Source organism: Pseudomonas sp. TH37, from assembly GCF_016650735.1.
GTDB lineage: Bacteria > Pseudomonadota > Gammaproteobacteria > Pseudomonadales > Pseudomonadaceae > Aquipseudomonas > Aquipseudomonas farris.
The window spans coordinates 58,255-73,913 of record NZ_JAEKFD010000007.1 but is presented as its reverse complement, the minus strand read 5'-3'; the positions used below and the strand labels follow the sequence as shown (position 1 = coordinate 73,913).

18 protein-coding genes are annotated in these 15,659 nt (G+C 60.1%); 10 read left to right on the top strand and 8 right to left on the bottom strand.

The features are described from left to right. Positions 1-5: 5 nt before the first annotated feature. Genes metW through JFU11_RS18500 form a run of 5 tightly spaced genes read left to right on the top strand, consistent with a single transcriptional unit; the run spans position 6 to position 3,215 of the window. Positions 6-626 carry a methionine biosynthesis protein MetW gene (gene metW / locus JFU11_RS18520; protein ID WP_007939351.1) on the top strand — a complete coding sequence of 207 codons (621 nt, stop codon included), beginning with the start codon at positions 6-8 and terminating at the stop codon, positions 624-626. Positions 627-652: 26 nt separating this feature from the next. Then, positions 653-1,087 carry a DUF4426 domain-containing protein gene (locus JFU11_RS18515; RefSeq protein ID WP_123719694.1) on the top strand — a complete coding sequence of 145 codons (435 nt, stop codon included), beginning with the start codon at positions 653-655 and terminating at the stop codon, positions 1,085-1,087. Continuing rightward, the gene (gene rdgB, locus JFU11_RS18510; protein WP_123719695.1) at positions 1,084-1,680 is read left to right on the top strand and encodes an RdgB/HAM1 family non-canonical purine NTP pyrophosphatase; all 597 of its coding nucleotides are present in this window, start codon (positions 1,084-1,086) and stop codon (positions 1,678-1,680) included. The genes JFU11_RS18515 and rdgB overlap by 4 nt, the downstream gene beginning before the upstream one ends. After that, on the top strand, positions 1,677-2,882 hold the full coding sequence (hemW, locus tag JFU11_RS18505) for a radical SAM family heme chaperone HemW (RefSeq protein ID WP_201061735.1): 1,206 nt from the start codon (positions 1,677-1,679) through the stop codon (positions 2,880-2,882). The genes rdgB and hemW overlap by 4 nt, the downstream gene beginning before the upstream one ends. 9 nt (positions 2,883-2,891) lie before the next feature. Beyond that, positions 2,892-3,215 (top strand): DUF3392 domain-containing protein, encoded by a 324-nt coding sequence (locus tag JFU11_RS18500; protein WP_007897907.1) that lies wholly within the window; start codon positions 2,892-2,894, stop codon positions 3,213-3,215. Positions 3,216-3,332: 117 nt separating this feature from the next. Here JFU11_RS18500 and trmB read toward each other — a convergent pair whose 3' ends face one another. From trmB to JFU11_RS18480, 4 genes are all read right to left on the bottom strand, one after another. Continuing rightward, entirely contained in the window at positions 3,333-4,058 is a 726-nt protein-coding gene (gene trmB / locus JFU11_RS18495; RefSeq protein WP_123719697.1) for a tRNA (guanosine(46)-N7)-methyltransferase TrmB, read from the bottom strand. Between the two features lie 9 nt (positions 4,059-4,067). Then, positions 4,068-4,862: a thiazole synthase gene (locus tag JFU11_RS18490; protein WP_201061733.1), complete on the bottom strand. Its 795-nt coding sequence runs from the start codon at positions 4,860-4,862 to the stop codon at positions 4,068-4,070. A 60-nt stretch (positions 4,863-4,922) separates the two neighbouring features. Further along, positions 4,923-5,123, bottom strand: a complete 201-nt coding sequence (thiS, locus tag JFU11_RS18485; protein WP_201061731.1) for a sulfur carrier protein ThiS — start codon at positions 5,121-5,123, stop codon at positions 4,923-4,925. 90 nt (positions 5,124-5,213) lie between these two features. Then, entirely contained in the window at positions 5,214-5,585 is a 372-nt protein-coding gene (locus JFU11_RS18480; RefSeq protein WP_123719698.1) for a DUF423 domain-containing protein, read from the bottom strand. A 74-nt stretch (positions 5,586-5,659) separates the two neighbouring features. On the opposite strand from JFU11_RS18480, the gene mtgA reads away from it, so the two are divergent. Beyond that, the gene (gene mtgA / locus JFU11_RS18475; RefSeq protein WP_123719699.1) at positions 5,660-6,382 is read left to right on the top strand and encodes a monofunctional biosynthetic peptidoglycan transglycosylase; all 723 of its coding nucleotides are present in this window, start codon (positions 5,660-5,662) and stop codon (positions 6,380-6,382) included. 205 nt (positions 6,383-6,587) lie between these two features. Here mtgA and rpoH read toward each other — a convergent pair whose 3' ends face one another. From rpoH to ftsY, 4 genes are all read right to left on the bottom strand, one after another. Then, positions 6,588-7,442 (bottom strand): RNA polymerase sigma factor RpoH, encoded by an 855-nt coding sequence (gene rpoH, locus JFU11_RS18470; protein ID WP_007897890.1) that lies wholly within the window; start codon positions 7,440-7,442, stop codon positions 6,588-6,590. A gap of 113 nt (positions 7,443-7,555) precedes the next feature. Further along, positions 7,556-8,584, bottom strand: a complete 1,029-nt coding sequence (gene ftsX / locus JFU11_RS18465) for a permease-like cell division protein FtsX (protein ID WP_201061729.1) — start codon at positions 8,582-8,584, stop codon at positions 7,556-7,558. Next, positions 8,581-9,252: a cell division ATP-binding protein FtsE gene (gene ftsE / locus JFU11_RS18460; protein ID WP_007897888.1), complete on the bottom strand. Its 672-nt coding sequence runs from the start codon at positions 9,250-9,252 to the stop codon at positions 8,581-8,583. Before ftsE ends, ftsX begins: the two co-directional genes overlap by 4 nt. After that, a complete protein-coding gene (ftsY, locus tag JFU11_RS18455; protein ID WP_201121343.1) occupies positions 9,249-10,775 on the bottom strand; it encodes a signal recognition particle-docking protein FtsY in 1,527 nt (508 codons plus the stop codon). The genes ftsE and ftsY overlap by 4 nt, the downstream gene beginning before the upstream one ends. Before the next feature lie 344 nt (positions 10,776-11,119). On the opposite strand from ftsY, the gene JFU11_RS18450 reads away from it, so the two are divergent. From JFU11_RS18450 to JFU11_RS18435, 4 genes are all read left to right on the top strand, one after another. Further along, positions 11,120-12,475, top strand: a complete 1,356-nt coding sequence (locus tag JFU11_RS18450) for a pitrilysin family protein (protein ID WP_123719701.1) — start codon at positions 11,120-11,122, stop codon at positions 12,473-12,475. Beyond that, positions 12,468-13,958: a pitrilysin family protein gene (locus tag JFU11_RS18445; RefSeq protein WP_123719702.1), complete on the top strand. Its 1,491-nt coding sequence runs from the start codon at positions 12,468-12,470 to the stop codon at positions 13,956-13,958. The genes JFU11_RS18450 and JFU11_RS18445 overlap by 8 nt, the downstream gene beginning before the upstream one ends. Next, positions 13,958-14,575, top strand: coding sequence for a 16S rRNA (guanine(966)-N(2))-methyltransferase RsmD (rsmD, locus tag JFU11_RS18440; RefSeq protein ID WP_201061727.1), 618 nt, complete (start codon positions 13,958-13,960; stop codon positions 14,573-14,575). Before JFU11_RS18445 ends, rsmD begins: the two co-directional genes overlap by 1 nt. Before the next feature lie 73 nt (positions 14,576-14,648). Further along, entirely contained in the window at positions 14,649-15,659 is a 1,011-nt protein-coding gene (locus JFU11_RS18435; protein WP_052964977.1) for a hydrolase, read from the top strand.

The following is a 15,659-nucleotide window of genomic DNA, read 5'->3' as shown; positions in this document are numbered from 1 at the left end:
AAGACATGAGAGCCGATCTGGAAATCATCCAGGAATGGATCCCCGCCGGCAGCCGCGTGCTCGACCTCGGTTGCGGTGACGGCGAGTTGCTGACCTGGCTGCGTGACCACAAACAGGTCACCGGCTATGGCCTGGAGAACGACCCGGACAACATTGCCGAGTGCGTGGCCAAGGGCATCAACGTCATCGAGCAAGACCTGGACAAGGGCCTGGGCAACTTCGCCAGCAACAGCTTCGACATCGTGGTCATGACCCAGGCCCTGCAAGCTGTGCACTACCCGGACAAGATCCTCGACGAAATGCTGCGGGTCGGTCGCCAGTGCATCATCACCTTCCCCAACTTCGGTCACTGGCGCTGCCGCTGGTACCTGGCGAGCAAGGGCCGGATGCCGGTTTCGGAGTTTCTGCCATATACCTGGTACAACACGCCGAACATCCACTTCTGCACTTTCGAAGACTTTGAAGCGCTGTGTCGCGAACGTGAAGCCAAGGTCATTGATCGGCTTGCCGTGGATCAACAGCATCGGCATGGGTGGGCCAGTAAGCTATGGCCTAATCTGTTAGGTGAGATCGGCATCTATCGCGTCAGCAGCCCCGGTCTGCCGGACCACAAGGTCGCGGTCTGAATCACGACACTTCGAGGAGAACGATCATGGGTCGTCTAGCGCTGTTTTTACTTACTGCCTGCCTGAGCATTACCACCATGGCCGCCGATGTCATCAAGGGCGAGCGCAAGGAAACCTTTGGCGATGTGACGGTGCACTACAACACCTTCAACTCCACCTTCCTGACGCCGGAGATCGCCAAAGCGGCCGAGCTGACCCGCAGCAAGAATCAGGGCGTGATCAACGTCTCGATACTGAAGGAAGGTAAACCACAGACGGCTCAGGTCAGCGGCACGGTCAAAGACCTGACCAGCCAAAGCATCCCGCTGAAGTTCAAACAGATCACTGAAACAGGCGCGGTATACTACATCGCCCAGTTTCCGGTGGATCAGCAGGAAATCCGCACCTTCGACATCAAGGTGCAGACCGGCGACAAAACCAACACCATCAGTTTTCAACAAGAGCTTTTCCCTGGCCAATGATGAATTTCACGCAACTCGTACTGGCCAGCCATAACGCCGGCAAACTCAAGGAACTCCAGGCCATGCTCGGCGAATCGGTGCACTTGCGCTCGATCGGCGAGTTCAGCAGCGTCGAGCCTGAAGAAACCGGCCTGTCGTTCGTCGAGAACGCCATTCTCAAGGCCCGCAATGCCTCGCGCATTTCCGGTCTGCCGGCCTTGGCCGACGATTCGGGACTGGCGGTGGACTTCCTCGGCGGTGCGCCGGGTATCTATTCGGCCCGTTACGCCGACGGTAAAGGCGATGCGGCGAACAACGCCAAACTGCTCGACGCCTTGAAAGACGTGCCCGAAGCCGAGCGCGGTGCGCAGTTCGTCTGCGTGCTGGCATTGGTACGCCATGCCGACGATCCGTTGCCGATCCTCTGCGAAGGCCTGTGGCATGGGCGAATCCTGACCCAGGCCAGCGGCGAGCACGGTTTTGGCTACGATCCGCTGTTCTGGGTCCCGGAGCGCGAATGCTCCAGCGCCGAGCTGAGCCCGAGTGACAAGAACCTCATCAGCCACCGCGCCCGTGCAATGGATCTGCTGCGCCAGCGTCTGGGCTTGAAATGACCCATGACTCGTCCGCGTCGCCGCTGATCTTCGGCGGCGCCGCACAATCGCCTCGAGCGGCCCTGCCCGTGTTGCCGCCACTGGCGTTGTACATCCACATCCCGTGGTGTGTACGCAAATGCCCTTATTGCGACTTCAACTCCCACACTGCCAGCCCCGTGCTGCCGGAAGAAGAATATGTCGACGCCTTGCTGGCCGATCTCGATCAAGACCTGCATGCGGTTTATGGCCGCGAGCTGAGTTCGATCTTCTTCGGTGGTGGTACGCCGAGCCTGTTCAGCGCCGAGGCTTTGGGCCGTTTGCTCAAGGGTGTCGAGCAACGTATACCGTTTGCCAGCGACATTGAAATCACCCTGGAAGCCAACCCCGGAACGTTCGAGCAGGAGAAGTTCGTCGCTTACCGAGCGCTGGGCATCAATCGCCTGTCGATCGGCATCCAGAGCTTTCAGGAAGAGAAACTCAAGGCCCTGGGGCGGATTCACAACGGCGATGAAGCCGTGCGCGCCGCCGGCATGGCCCGTCAGGCCGGCTTCGATAACTTCAACCTGGACCTGATGCATGGTTTGCCCGATCAGTCCCTGGACGATGCCCTGAACGACCTGCGCCAGGCCATAGCCCTGAAGCCGACCCACCTGTCTTGGTATCAGCTGACGCTGGAACCGAACACGGTGTTCTGGAACCAGCCGCCGACGCTGCCGGAAGACGACACCCTGTGGGATATTCAGGAGGCCGGTCAGGCACTGCTGGCCGAACACGGTTACGCGCAATATGAAGTCTCGGCCTATGCCCAGCCCGGTCGTCCGGCACGGCATAACCTCAATTATTGGAGTTTCGGCGACTTCATCGGCATCGGCGCCGGCGCCCACGGCAAGCTCAGCCATCCGGACGGGCGCATCGTGCGCACCTGGAAGACCCGCCTGCCGAAGGACTACCTCAACCCGGCCAAAAGCTTCCAGGCCGGCGAGAAAGCCCTGACCAACGAAGAGCTGCCGTTCGAGTTCCTGATGAACGCCTTGCGCCTGACCGAGGGCGTCGAAGCGCGGTTGTATCCAGAGCGCACCGGGCTGCCCCTGGAAAGCCTCGCCGAAGGCCGTCGCGAGGCCGAACAAAGTGGCTTGTTGCAGGTCGAACCGTCACGTCTGGCGGCCACGCTGCGCGGACAACTCTTTCTCAATGACTTGCTGCAGAATTTTCTGACATAAGGAAATCGAATGGATCTGGTACTCGACCTGCTCGCCACCGTGTCCCGCTGGAGCCGTAGCAACCTGTCGGAAATCTCTCTGGCGCTGGTGGGCTGCCTGCTGGTGCTGTTTGGCGCCGACATCAAAGGCTGGGTCGACCAACGCCTGGGCAGCATCGCCGGCGCCTTGCGCGTCCCGCTGATGGCCCTGCTGTGCATGGTCGGCAGTGGCGTGGCGCTGATCTATGCAACGCCATGGATCATCAAAGGCCTGAGCCAGTTCAACAACTACAGCCTGGCGCCGGTGCTGCTGGTGGTGCTGGTGTTGATTGGCGTCGTAGCAGACCGCCGCTGACCCTCGATCGCACCACAACAAACTGTGGGAGCGGGCTTGCCCGCGATGAGGCCATAACATTCAACATCTTTGTTGACTGTCAAACCGCCATCGCGGGCAAGCCCGCTCCCACAGGTTTTACGCCAGTTTTTCGAACTTCAGATCCCACACGCCATGCCCAAGACGTTCACCGCGGCGTTCGAACTTGGTGATCGGGCGTTCGGTCGGGCGCGGGACGCATTTGCCGTCTTCGGCGAGGTTGCGATAGCCCGGCGCGACGTTCATCACTTCCAGCATGTACTCGGCGTACGGTTCCCAGTCGGTGGCCATGTGCAACACACCGCCGACCTTCAACTTGCTACGCACCAGCTCGGCGAATGACGCCTGCACGATACGGCGCTTGTGGTGACGGCTCTTGTGCCACGGGTCCGGGAAAAACAGCATCAGGCGATCGAGGCTGTTGTCAGCGATGCAACGGTTGAGCACTTCGATCGCATCGCAATCGTAGACGCGCAGGTTGGTCAGGCCCTGAGTCAGCACGCCATTAAGCAGCGCGCCGACACCCGGACGGTGAACCTCAACGCCAATGAAATCCTGCTCCGGCGAGGCCGTGGCCATTTCCAGCAGCGAATGGCCCATGCCGAAGCCGATTTCCAGCGAGCGCGGTGCCGAGCGACCGAACACCTGGTCGAAGTCCACCGGCGCATCGGCCAAAGGCAGTACGAACAGTGGCGTGCCTTGGTCCAGACCACGTTGCTGGCCTTCGGTCATGCGCCCGGCACGCATCACGAAACTCTTGATGCGGCGGTGTTGGCGCTCTTCGCCTTCTTCCGTCTGGATAGGCGTGTCGTTTGATTCAGTCATCAATGGCTCTTACTTGATCAGACCATCCAGCGGCGAGGAGGCGCTGGCATAGAGTTTTTTCGGCATGCGGCCGGCGAGGTAGGCCAAGCGACCTGCAACGATGGCGTGTTTCATGGCTTCAGCCATCATGATCGGCTGCTGGGCATGGGCGATGGCCGAGTTCATCAGCACCGCTTCGCAACCCAGTTCCATGGCGATGGTAGCGTCGGAGGCGGTACCGACACCGGCATCCACCAACACCGGGATCTTGGCTTCTTCGAGGATGATCTGCAGGTTGTACGGGTTGCAGATCCCCAAGCCTGTACCAATCAGACCGGCCAGCGGCATGACCGCGATGCAGCCGACTTCCGCCAGTTGACGGGCAATGATCGGGTCATCGCTGGTGTACACCATCACGTCGAAGCCTTCCTTGACCAGCACTTCGGCGGCCTTGAGGGTTTCGATCACGTTGGGGAACAGGGTTTTCTGATCCGCCAGCACTTCCAGCTTCACCAGGTTGTGGCCGCCGAGCAGCTCACGGGCCAGGCGGCAGGTGCGCACAGCCTCGGTAGCGTCGAAGCAGCCGGCGGTGTTAGGCAGGAAGGTGTAGCGATCCGGCGACAGGACTTCGAGCAGGTTCGGTTCGCCCGGGTTCTGGCCGAGGTTGGTGCGGCGCACGGCGAAGGTGACGATCTCGGCACCCGAGGCTTCGATGGCCAGGCGGGTTTCTTCCATGTCACGGTACTTGCCGGTGCCTACCAGCAAACGCGACTGGTAAGTACGACCGGCCAGGACGAAGGGCTTGTCGCTACGAACGATGCTCATGGGAAATCCTCTGTAGGGGTGAGGTTCTTGCAGAATTCTGTGCCCATTAGGGCCGGACGACTAGCCGCCGCCTATGGCGTGTACCACTTCGACGGAATCGCCGTCGTTCAGCGTGGTGTCGGCATGCTGGCTGCGCGGGACGATATCCAGATTGAGCTCGACCGCCACCCGGCGCCCGATCAGTTCCAGACGGGTCAGCAGGGCCGCAACGGTTTCACCGTCGGGCAGTTCAAGGGATTCGCCGTTCAATTGAATGCGCATACCGAATGCCGCCATCATTTTTAGGGGCTGGCATTCTAGCCCGATCAGTCAGGCCGACCCAAGCCATTCGTCACGAAATGGACCGCGTGGTCAGCTCAACCGCCAGGCGGCAAGCCCCAGGCAAACCCAGCCGACCAGGAACGCCAAGCCACCGAAGGGCGTAACGATCCCGAGCTTGCTGATGCCCGTTATCGTCAGCAGGTATAGGCTGCCGGAAAACAACAGAATGCCAATAGCAAATGATGCGCCGGCCCAAGTAATCAGTCGACCGGGCATTTGCGTGGCGAGCAGCGCCACGCCCAGCAGCGCCAAGGTATGCACCAGCTGATAGGTGACGCCCGTATGGAAAATCGCCAGGTACTCGGCGCTCAGACGGCTTTTCAGGCCATGAGCGGCGAATGCGCCCAAGGCAACACCGGTGAAGCCGAAAAAAGCAGCCAGCATCAGGAAGCCACGCAACATGAAGAACTCCAATCAGACTCGATCAACAGGGTCTGTATAATGGCCGGCTCAACGGGTTCGGCCAAGCCATCTCTATGCTGCGTTTAATTTTCCGTCGTTTCACGAAGGCCCTGCTCTGGTTCGCGGGCGGCAGCATATTGCTGGTGTTGCTGTTTCGGGTGGTGCCGCCACCGGGAACGGCGCTGATGGTCGAGCGCAAGGTCGAATCCTGGTTCGACGGCGAACCCATCGACGTGCAACGCACCTGGAAACCCTGGGATGAAATCTCTGACGACCTGAAAGTCGCGGTGATTGCCGGTGAAGATCAGAAGTTTCCCGAGCATTGGGGCTTCGATATCGGCGCGATTCAGGCAGCGTTTGCGCATAACGAGCGCGGCGGCTCGATTCGCGGCGCCAGCACCCTGAGCCAGCAAGTGTCGAAGAACCTGTTTCTGTGGTCTGGCCGCAGTTGGCTGCGCAAAGGCCTGGAGGTCTGGTTTACCGGGCTGATCGAGGTGTTCTGGCCCAAGCAGCGGATTCTTGAGGTGTACCTCAACAGCGTTGAGTGGGATGAAGGGGTGTTTGGCGCTGAAGCGGCGGCTCGGCATCACTTCGGTGTGGGCGCTCGCTCGATATCCCGACAGCAGGCGAGTCTGCTGGCTGCGGTACTGCCGAACCCGCGGGTGTGGAGTGCTAGCCATCCAACCTCTTACGTTGCAAGACGGGCCGGGTGGATTCGCCAGCAGATGAGTCAGTTGGGTGGGGACAGCTATCTGCTCGGCCTCAACGATTCGCGCCGGGCGCCTTGGTCTCAATAATTGAACACTACTTTCTGAACACTGAAGATCCCTGTGGGAGCGGGCTTGCCCGCGAAGGCGTTGTGTCAGTCAACACAACAGTCACAGACACACCGCTATCGCGGGCAAGCCCGCTCCCACAGGGACCAAGGTGAGGCTGGAAAATGGGTACAAACAAAAACGCCCCGATCAATGATCGGGGCGTTTTTTATTGCCGGCGCGCAGGTTATGCGGCGATCGACAACTTGAGCTTGTTCATCGCGCTCTTCTCGAGCTGACGAATACGCTCGGCCGACACGTTGTACTTCTGCGCCAGATCATGCAGCGTGGCTTTTTCTTCTGCCAGCCAGCGCTGGTAGAGGATGTCGCGGCTGCGGTCGTCCAGCACTTCAAGCGCTTCGTGCAGGTTGTGGTTCGAGTTGTCGCTCCAGTCAGCATCTTCCAGTTGACGGGCCGGATCGTACCGGTGGTCTTCCAGATAGTTGGCCGGCGACTGGAATGCACTGTCGTCGTCCGCTTCCGCAGCCGGGTCGAAAGCCATGTCATGGCCGGTCAGGCGACTTTCCATCTCGCGCACTTCCCGCGGCTCTACGCCGAGGCTTTCCGCCACGCGATGGACTTCCTCGTTGTTCAGCCAGGCCAGACGTTTCTTCTGGCTGCGCAGGTTGAAGAACAGCTTGCGCTGAGCCTTGGTGGTCGCGACTTTCACGATCCGCCAGTTGCGCAGGATGAACTCGTGGATTTCTGCCTTGATCCAGTGCACCGCAAAGGACACCAGGCGTACACCCATTTCCGGGTTGAAACGCTTGACCGCTTTCATCAGGCCGACGTTGCCTTCCTGGATCAGGTCAGCCTGGGCCAGGCCGTAGCCGGAATAGCTACGGGCAATGTGTACGACAAAACGCAGGTGGGCGAGCACCATCTGCCGAGCCGCCCCCAAATCCTGCTCATAATAGAGACTCTCGGCCAGTTCACGCTCCTGCTCCGGTGTCAGCAATGGAATGCTGTTCACCGTGTGCACATAGGCCTCCAGGTTCGCACCCGGGACCAGAGCATATGCAGGCTGCAAAGAATTGGTCATACGAAAAAACCTCCGACTTACATAACTCGTGCAGTTCAGCACTGCGAAAATTGACCGGAAACCAAAAGACAAGTTCCCATAAACGCTGAAAGGTCAATACGAGCAAAATGATATTACTTTGGCGCAAGCTCCCGCAGGTGGCGTGCGACTGCAATCCATGCACCGATATACCCCAACAGCACCGCGCCAAGCAAGAGCGATAGACCGTCGGCAACTGGCACTCCGGCCAGCGCAAAATCACTGCCGTACAAACCGGCCAGTCCAACCACCGCGTCGTTCAGCCAGTTCAGGCCGAACGCCAATACACCCCAGGCAAAAATCCCCGCACCGAAGCCATAAAGTGCACCCATATACAGAAAGGGCCTGCGCACATAGCTGTCAGTGCCGCCGACGAGTTTAATCACTTCTATCTCTGTGCGGCGGTTTTCAATATGAAGACGAATGGTATTGCCTATCACCAAAAGTAATGCAGAAACCAAAAGCACGGTCAGACCGAAGACAAATCGGTCGCCCAGCTTGAGGATGGCTGCCAGACGCTCGACCCAGACTAGATCAAGTTGCGCCTGTTGTACCTTCGGCAATTCGGAAAGTTTTTGTCTCAATGCTTCAAGCGCGGGCTTGTCGACCTCGTTCGGGGTCACCAGGACCACGCCCGGCAGCGGATTTTCCGGGAGTTCCTTGAGCGCTTCGCCCAGTCCAGACTGCTGCTGGAACTCTTCCAGTGCCTGATCACGACCCACGTATTCGGCCTCGGCCACACCCGGCATGCCCTTGATCTGCTCACGCAACGACTCGCCCTGTTCAGGGCTGGCATCGAGTTGCAGGTACAGGGAAATCTGCGCCGCACGCTGCCAGGAACCGCCGAGACGTTCGACGTTACTTAGCAAAAGTGACAGGCCCATCGGCAAGCTGAGCGCAACTGCCATCACCATGCAGGTGAAAAAGCTGCCAATCGGGTGTTTACCCAGGCGGCGCAAGCTGTCCAGCAGACTGGCACGATGGCTTTCGATCCAGGCGCGGAACAGCGTAGAGAAATCCGGGCCATCGTCATCGTCGCGCTTTTTCTTCTGCTGCTGCGGTTGCGGATCGGCGGCTTTCGGGGCCACGCGCTCGGAAACCTTGGGGCTACGTGTTGCACTCATACGCCAGCCTCCCCGTCGCCGATTAATCGGCCACGCTGCAGGGTGAGCATGCGATGACGCATGCGGGCAATCAGTGCCAGGTCGTGACTGGCGATCAGCACGCTGGTGCCCAGACGGTTGATGTCTTCAAACACGCCCATGATTTCTGCCGCCAGACGCGGGTCGAGGTTACCGGTCGGTTCATCCGCCAGCAGCAAGGCCGGACGGTGAACGATGGCGCGAGCAATGCCGACGCGCTGTTGCTGGCCGGTGGACAGGTCGCCGGGGTAGAGATCGGTCTTGTCCGAGAGCGCCACGCGCTCCAGGGCCGAGTCCACGCGCTTGGCGACTTCGGCCTTGGACAGGCCAAGGATCTGCAGCGGCAATGCGACGTTGTTGAACACCGTGCGATCGAACAGCAGTTGGTGATTCTGGAACACCACGCCGATTTGCCGGCGCAGGAATGGAATCTGCGCATTGCTGATGGTGCTCAGGTCTTGCCCTGCCAGCAGCAATTTTCCGGTAGTCGGACGTTCCATGGCCAGCAACAGCCGCAACAAGGTGCTTTTACCGGCGCCGGAATGGCCGGTGACAAACAAGAACTCGCCCCGACGGACCCGAAAGCTCAGCTCATGCAAGCCGACGTGACCATTCGGGTAGCGTTTACCGACCTGTTCGAAACGAATCATGAACGCTCCCGCTCGGCAAACAATGCCTGGACAAAGGGTTCTGCTTCAAAAGTACGCAAATCGTCGATGCCTTCGCCGACGCCGATGTAACGAATCGGCAAGCCAAACTGCTTGGCCAGGGCGAAAATCACCCCGCCCTTGGCGGTGCCGTCGAGTTTGGTCAGCGCCAGGCCGGTCAGTTCGACGGTCTGGTTGAATTGCTTGGCCTGGTTGATGGCGTTCTGGCCGGTACCGGCGTCGAGCACCAACAGCACCTCGTGCGGCGCATCGGCGTCGAGTTTGCCGATCACCCGGCGAACCTTTTTCAGTTCTTCCATCAGGTTGTCTTTGGTGTGCAAACGACCAGCGGTGTCGGCGATCAGTACGTCAATGCCACGGGCCTTGGCGGCCTGCACGGCATCGAAGATGACCGAAGCCGAGTCGGCGCCGGTGTGCTGGGCGATCACCGGAATCTTGTTGCGCTCACCCCAGACCTGCAATTGCTCGACCGCGGCGGCGCGGAAGGTGTCACCGGCGGCGAGCATGACTTTCTTGCCTTCCAGTTGCAGCTTCTTCGCCAGTTTGCCGATGGTGGTGGTCTTGCCGGCGCCGTTGACGCCCACCACCAGAATCACGAATGGCTTGTTCTGTGAGGTGATTTTCAGCGGCTGTTCGACAGGCTTGAGCATCGCTGCCAGCTCGGCTTGCAGGGATTTGTACAGCGCATCGGCATCGGCCAGTTCTTTGCGGGCGACTTTCTGGGTCAGGCGCTGAATGATCACCGACGTCGCTTCGACGCCGACATCGGCGGTCAGCAGACGGGTTTCGATGTCTTCAAGCAACTCGTCGTCGATGATTTTCTTGCCGAGGAACAGGCTGGCCATGCCTTCGCCAATGCTGGCGCTGGTCTTGGACAAGCCTTGCTTGAGGCGGGCGAAGAAACCGGCTTTGGACTCTTCGGTACGCACAGGCTCGACCGGAGTTTCAACGGGAGCAACGGGCGTGGCGACGACAGGGGCGATGACCGGTGCAGGTGCAGGCTCTGGCGCTTGAACAACCGGAGCAACCGGAGCAGGAGCAACAAATACCGGCACTTCAGGCTCTGGAGCAACCGGCGCAGGCTCAGCCACGAACACAGGTTCAACGACCGGCTCAACCACTGGCGCCTGAACCGGCTCGGGAGCAAACGCAGTCGGGGCCGGAATCGGCGGCGTGATGTGAGCTGCTTGCTCATCTTCGACCAATGCCACCGGTTCTTCCGCCACCGGCAACGTCAGCCACGGCTCGGCGGCAGGCGTCAGCGGCAACGGGGCCACGACTACGGTTTCAGGCTCTGGCTCGGCCGCGGATTGCAGCACCGGCTCGGCGATCGGCAAGGCAATTGGCGCGGGCACTTCTTCCATGACCGGCGCCGGTGTTGGCTCAGGAAGTGGTTGTGGCTGTTCGACAACGGGTTCCTGCGGCTTTTTGCGCAGCCATCCGAACAGGCTTTTCTTCTCGCCAGCCGCAGCTGGGGTCTTCTTGTCGTCGTTGGAACCAAACATGGAGGACGGCTATCTCACAGTAGCGACGCGCCAAAGGGCGCCTCGGCAATAAATAATTCGATGCAGAACAGACTGCGATTCATCCAGCTTGTTCACGCGCAACATTTTGTCGAGGTACCAACGGCACCTCAAAGGTTGATTAATACGAAGGACTGGAACAGCATCGTCGGCGAAAACGCAGAGTTTAGCTGACAAACTCAAAGCCCAAGCCGCAAACCCAAACAACCTATTGACCGATCAAAGGCCTGATAGGCGTGGCCGCCAGTAAAACGGATCAGTATCCTAGCACCTCCTCGCCCGCCTAGGCTAAGACCAAGCGGGCAGCCCAACAGGTTTAAAAACGAATGAATGCTCTAGCCCGCCGCGCTGCAGGCCTGCTGTTCAGCACAGTTTGTCTGCCCCTCTCGGCCCTGGCTGCCGATCCACAACCCACCCACGAATTCACCCTCGACAACGGCCTGAAGGTCGTCGTGCGCGAAGACCATCGTGCGCCGGTCGTCGTTTCCCAGATCTGGTACAAGGTCGGCTCAAGCTATGAGACCCCGGGCCAGACCGGGCTGTCCCATGCGCTGGAACACATGATGTTCAAGGGCAGCGAGAAAGTCGGTCCCGGCGAAGCGTCGCTGATCCTGCGCGACCTCGGCGCCGAAGAGAACGCCTTCACCAGCGACGACTTCACCGCGTATTACCAGGTGCTGGCCCGTGACCGTCTGGGCGTGGCCTTCGAGCTGGAAGCCGACCGCATGGCCAACCTGCGCCTGCCGGCCGACGAGTTCACCCGCGAGATCGAGGTAATCAAGGAAGAGCGTCGCCTGCGCACCGACGACAAGCCGATGTCCAAAGCCTACGAGCGCTTCATGGCCATGGCCTACCCTGCTAGCGGTTATCACACGCCGACCATCGGCTGGATGGCGGACCTCGACCGAATGAAGGTCGAAGAACTGCGCCACTGGTATCAATCCTGGTATGTGCCGAACAACGCCACCCTGGTGGTGGTCGGTGATGTGACCCCGGACGAAGTCAAAACCCTGGCCCAGCGTTACTTCGGCCCGATCGCCAAGCGCGACGTGCCACCCGCGAAAATCCCGCTGGAACTGGCCGAGCCCGGCGAACGGAAGATCACCCTGCATGTGCAGACCCAATTGCCGAGCCTGATGCTGGCCTTCAACGTACCGAGCGTCGCTACCGCTGAAGACAAGCGCTCGGTAAACGCTCTGCGCCTGATCTCCGCACTGCTCGACGGCGGCTACAGCGGCCGGATCCCGACGCAACTGGAACGCGGCGAAGAGCTGGTGTCCGGCGGCTCGTCGAGCTACGACGCCTACACCCGTGGCGATAGCCTGTTCACTTTGTCGGCCACGCCGAACACCCAGAAGAAGAAAACCATGGCCCAGGCGGAAGCCGGCCTGTGGAAACTGCTCGAACAGCTGAAAACCACCGCGCCGTCCACCGAAGAGCTGGAGCGGGTACGAGCGCAGGTCATTGCCGGCCTGGTCTACGAGCGTGACTCGATCACCAGCCAGGCTACCGCCATCGGCCAACTGGAAACCGTCGGGCTGTCCTGGAAACTGATGGACACCGAACTCGCCGACCTGGAAAGCGTGACCCCGCAAGACATCCAGAAGGCCGCCAAGCTGTATTTCACCCGCGCACGTCTCAGCGTCGCCCATGTACTGCCAGAGGAGACGACTCATGAGTGAGCGTAAAAAACCGCGCCTGGCCCTGATCGGCCTGGTCGTCATTGCATTGCTCGGGTCTGCCGCCTTCTATTTCTCCAAGTCTGACGAAACCAACGCCAGCGAAGCCCTCGACAAAGCCAAGGCGAGCCAGAAACTGCAATCGCTGGCAGAACTCGACGGCAAGGCCCCAAGCCATCGCTCACTGAACGTGCAGACCTGGAACACCGCCGAAGGCGCCAAGGTGATGTTCGTCGAAGCCCGTGAGCTGCCGATGTTCGATATGCGCCTGATCTTCGCCGCTGGCAGCAGCCAGGACGGCGATGCATCCGGCCTGGCACTGTTGACCAACGCCATGCTCAACGAAGGTGTGGCTGGCAAAGACGTCGGCGCTATCGCCCAGGGCTTCGAAGGCCTGGGGGCCGATTTCGGTAACGGCGCCTATAAAGACATGGCGATTGCCTCGCTGCGCAGTCTCAGTGCCGCGGACAAACGCGAGCCTGCCTTGAAGCTGTTCGCTGAAGTCGTTGGCAAACCGACCTTCCCCGCCGACTCGTTTGCCCGCATCAAGAACCAGATGCTGGCCGGCTTCGAATACCAGAAACAGAACCCCGGCAAACTCGCCAGCCTGGAGCTGATGAACCGCTTGTATGGCGATCACCCGTACGCGCATTCCAGCGACGGCACGGCGAAAAGCATTCCACCGATCACCCTGGCGCAGTTGCGGGCCTTCCATCAGAAAGCCTACGCCGCCGGCAACGTGGTGATCGCGCTGGTGGGCGATCTGTCGCGCGCCGAGGCCGAGGCGGTTGCCGCACAAGTGTCCGCTGACCTGCCCAAAGGGCCGGCCCTGGCGAAAATCGAACAACCGACCGACCCCAAGTCCAGCATCGGTCACATCGAGTTTCCGTCCAAGCAAACCAACCTGATGATCGCGCAACTGGGCATCGACCGTGACGATCCGGATTACGCAGCATTGTCGCTGGGCAATCAGATCCTTGGCGGCGGTGGCTTCGGCACCCGGTTGATGAGCGAAGTGCGTGAGAAGCGCGGCCTGGCTTATGGCGTATATTCGGGTTTCAGCCCGATGCAGGCTCGCGGCCCGTTCATGATCAACCTGCAAACCCGCGCCGAGATGAGCGAAGGCACGCTGAAACTGGTGCAGGACGTGCTCGCCGACTACCTTAAAACCGGCCCCACCGAGAAAGAACTCGACGATGCCAAGCGTGAACTGGCCGGCAGCTTCCCGCTGTCCACCGCCAGCAACGCCGATATCGTCGGGCAACTCGGCGCCATGGGTTTTTACAACTTGCCGCTGAGCTATCTGGAAGACTTCATGCAGCAGTCCCAGAGCCTGACCGTCGAGCAAGTCAAAGCCGCATTGAACAAACACCTGAGCACGGACAAACTGGTCATCGTCAGCGCTGGCCCGACCGTGCCGCAAAAGCCGTTACCGGCCCCAACTGATAAACCTGCCGAGCAACCGCTCGGGGTTCCGGAGCATTAATGGCCCGCCCATCGCGTCCAAAAAAACCTGTTCACAACGTGCACAACGGCGTGAATCAACTGCGCATCATCGGCGGTGAATGGGGCAGCCGAAAGCTGAGCTTCCCCGATGCGCCAGGCTTGCGTCCAACGCCGGACCGAGTCCGTGAAACCCTGTTCAACTGGCTCGCGCCTTATGTCGCAGGGGCCAAGGTATTCGACCCATTTGCCGGTAGCGGCGCGTTGTTTCTCGAGGCTTTGTCCCGTGGCGCAGCAATGGGCCAGGCACTGGATGCCAGCAACATTGCGGTATCCAGCATCAAGGAACATCTGGGCACCCTGCGCTGCACCACCGGCCAGGTACAGACTGCCGACGCCTTGCGCTATCTGGAAACCCAACCGGCCACGGCGTTCGATCTGGTGTTTCTCGACCCGCCGTTTAATCAGAATCTGTTGCCGGCCGTTTGCACTTTGCTCGAAGAGCGTCATTGGCTGAGTGACGATGCGTGGGTCTACACTGAAAGCGAAACGGCACCGTCGATATTGGGTTTGCCAGAAAATTGGCGCCTGCATCGGGAGCAAAAATCCGGACGGGTGTATTACGCGTTGTGGCAACGTATGGCAGGGATCGCCGGTTAGTCCGGCCTGTAAAAACGGTGCGAAGCTCAGTCAGTTAACGCTGCGGGTAAGCACCGCTGCATCGAGAGCAATCGTGTCCCATCTGCCAGAACATTTCACCCCCCGTTTCAACCCCGCCTACGGCCTGGGCAATCCGCACTTACAAACCTTGTGGGGACCGCTATGGCGCAAAACCACACACCTGGACCGCGAGCGCGAACGCTTATGGCTCGAAGACGGTGACTTCCTTGATCTGGACTGGCATGGCCCCCACAGCGCAAATGTGCCGCTGGTGCTGGTGCTGCACGGCCTGACTGGCTCATCGAATTCGCCTTACGTGGCCGGCGTACAGAAGGCGCTGGGCGCCCAGGGTTGGGCCAGTGTCGCGCTGAACTGGCGAGGCTGTTCCGGCGAACCCAATCTGTTGCCGCGCAGTTACCATTCCGGGGCCAGTGAAGACCTGGCCGAAACCATCAAACACCTGCGGACCCAGCGCCCTCTCGCACCGCTGTATGCGGTCGGTTATTCCATGGGTGGCAACGTGTTGCTCAAACACCTGGGCGAAACCGGTAGCAACAGCGGCGTACTCGGCGCGGTGGCGGTGTCGGTTCCATTTCGCCTCGATCAGTGCGCCGATCGTATCAGCCAGGGTTTTTCCAAATTCTATCAAGCGCATTTCATGCGGGAGATGGTCGCTTACATCAAGAACAAGCAGCGCAGGTTCCAGCATGAAGGGCATCAGGATGGCTTGGCGGCATTGGCGGCGCTGGGCTCGCTGGAGAATATGCGCACCTTCTGGGATTTCGATGGCCGGGTCACCGCGCCGCTGAATGGTTTCGCCGATGCCGCGGATTATTATCGCCGCGCTTCGAGTCGTTATTTCCTTGGAGAGATTCGCACACCGACCCTGATTATCCAGGCGGCCGACGACCCATTTGTCTTTCCTCATAGCCTGCCGCAAGCCGATGAATTGTCTGCCTGCACGCAATTCGAGTTGCAGGCCAAGGGTGGGCATGTCGGCTTCGTCGAGGGCTCCTTCCGGCAACCGGGTTACTACCTGGAACGGCGCATTCCCCAATGGCTCGCCACCACAGGGCGCAAGTAG

Bases quoted from the DNA above. Each gene is read 5' to 3' on its own strand.
- metW (WP_007939351.1), top strand. From the start codon at position 6: ATGAGAGCCGATCTGGAAATCATCCAGGAATGGATCCCCGCCGGCAGC.
- JFU11_RS18515 (WP_123719694.1), top strand. From the start codon at position 653: ATGGGTCGTCTAGCGCTGTTTTTACTTACTGCCTGCCTGAGCATTACC.
- rdgB (WP_123719695.1), top strand. From the start codon at position 1,084: ATGATGAATTTCACGCAACTCGTACTGGCCAGCCATAACGCCGGCAAA.
- hemW (WP_201061735.1), top strand. From the start codon at position 1,677: ATGACCCATGACTCGTCCGCGTCGCCGCTGATCTTCGGCGGCGCCGCA.
- JFU11_RS18500 (WP_007897907.1), top strand. From the start codon at position 2,892: ATGGATCTGGTACTCGACCTGCTCGCCACCGTGTCCCGCTGGAGCCGT.
- trmB (WP_123719697.1), bottom strand. From the start codon at position 4,058: ATGACTGAATCAAACGACACGCCTATCCAGACGGAAGAAGGCGAAGAG.
- JFU11_RS18490 (WP_201061733.1), bottom strand. From the start codon at position 4,862: ATGAGCATCGTTCGTAGCGACAAGCCCTTCGTCCTGGCCGGTCGTACT.
- thiS (WP_201061731.1), bottom strand. From the start codon at position 5,123: ATGCGCATTCAATTGAACGGCGAATCCCTTGAACTGCCCGACGGTGAA.
- JFU11_RS18480 (WP_123719698.1), bottom strand. From the start codon at position 5,585: ATGTTGCGTGGCTTCCTGATGCTGGCTGCTTTTTTCGGCTTCACCGGT.
- mtgA (WP_123719699.1), top strand. From the start codon at position 5,660: ATGCTGCGTTTAATTTTCCGTCGTTTCACGAAGGCCCTGCTCTGGTTC.
- rpoH (WP_007897890.1), bottom strand. From the start codon at position 7,442: ATGACCAATTCTTTGCAGCCTGCATATGCTCTGGTCCCGGGTGCGAAC.
- ftsX (WP_201061729.1), bottom strand. From the start codon at position 8,584: ATGAGTGCAACACGTAGCCCCAAGGTTTCCGAGCGCGTGGCCCCGAAA.
- ftsE (WP_007897888.1), bottom strand. From the start codon at position 9,252: ATGATTCGTTTCGAACAGGTCGGTAAACGCTACCCGAATGGTCACGTC.
- ftsY (WP_201121343.1), bottom strand. From the start codon at position 10,775: ATGTTTGGTTCCAACGACGACAAGAAGACCCCAGCTGCGGCTGGCGAG.
- JFU11_RS18450 (WP_123719701.1), top strand. From the start codon at position 11,120: ATGAATGCTCTAGCCCGCCGCGCTGCAGGCCTGCTGTTCAGCACAGTT.
- JFU11_RS18445 (WP_123719702.1), top strand. From the start codon at position 12,468: ATGAGTGAGCGTAAAAAACCGCGCCTGGCCCTGATCGGCCTGGTCGTC.
- rsmD (WP_201061727.1), top strand. From the start codon at position 13,958: ATGGCCCGCCCATCGCGTCCAAAAAAACCTGTTCACAACGTGCACAAC.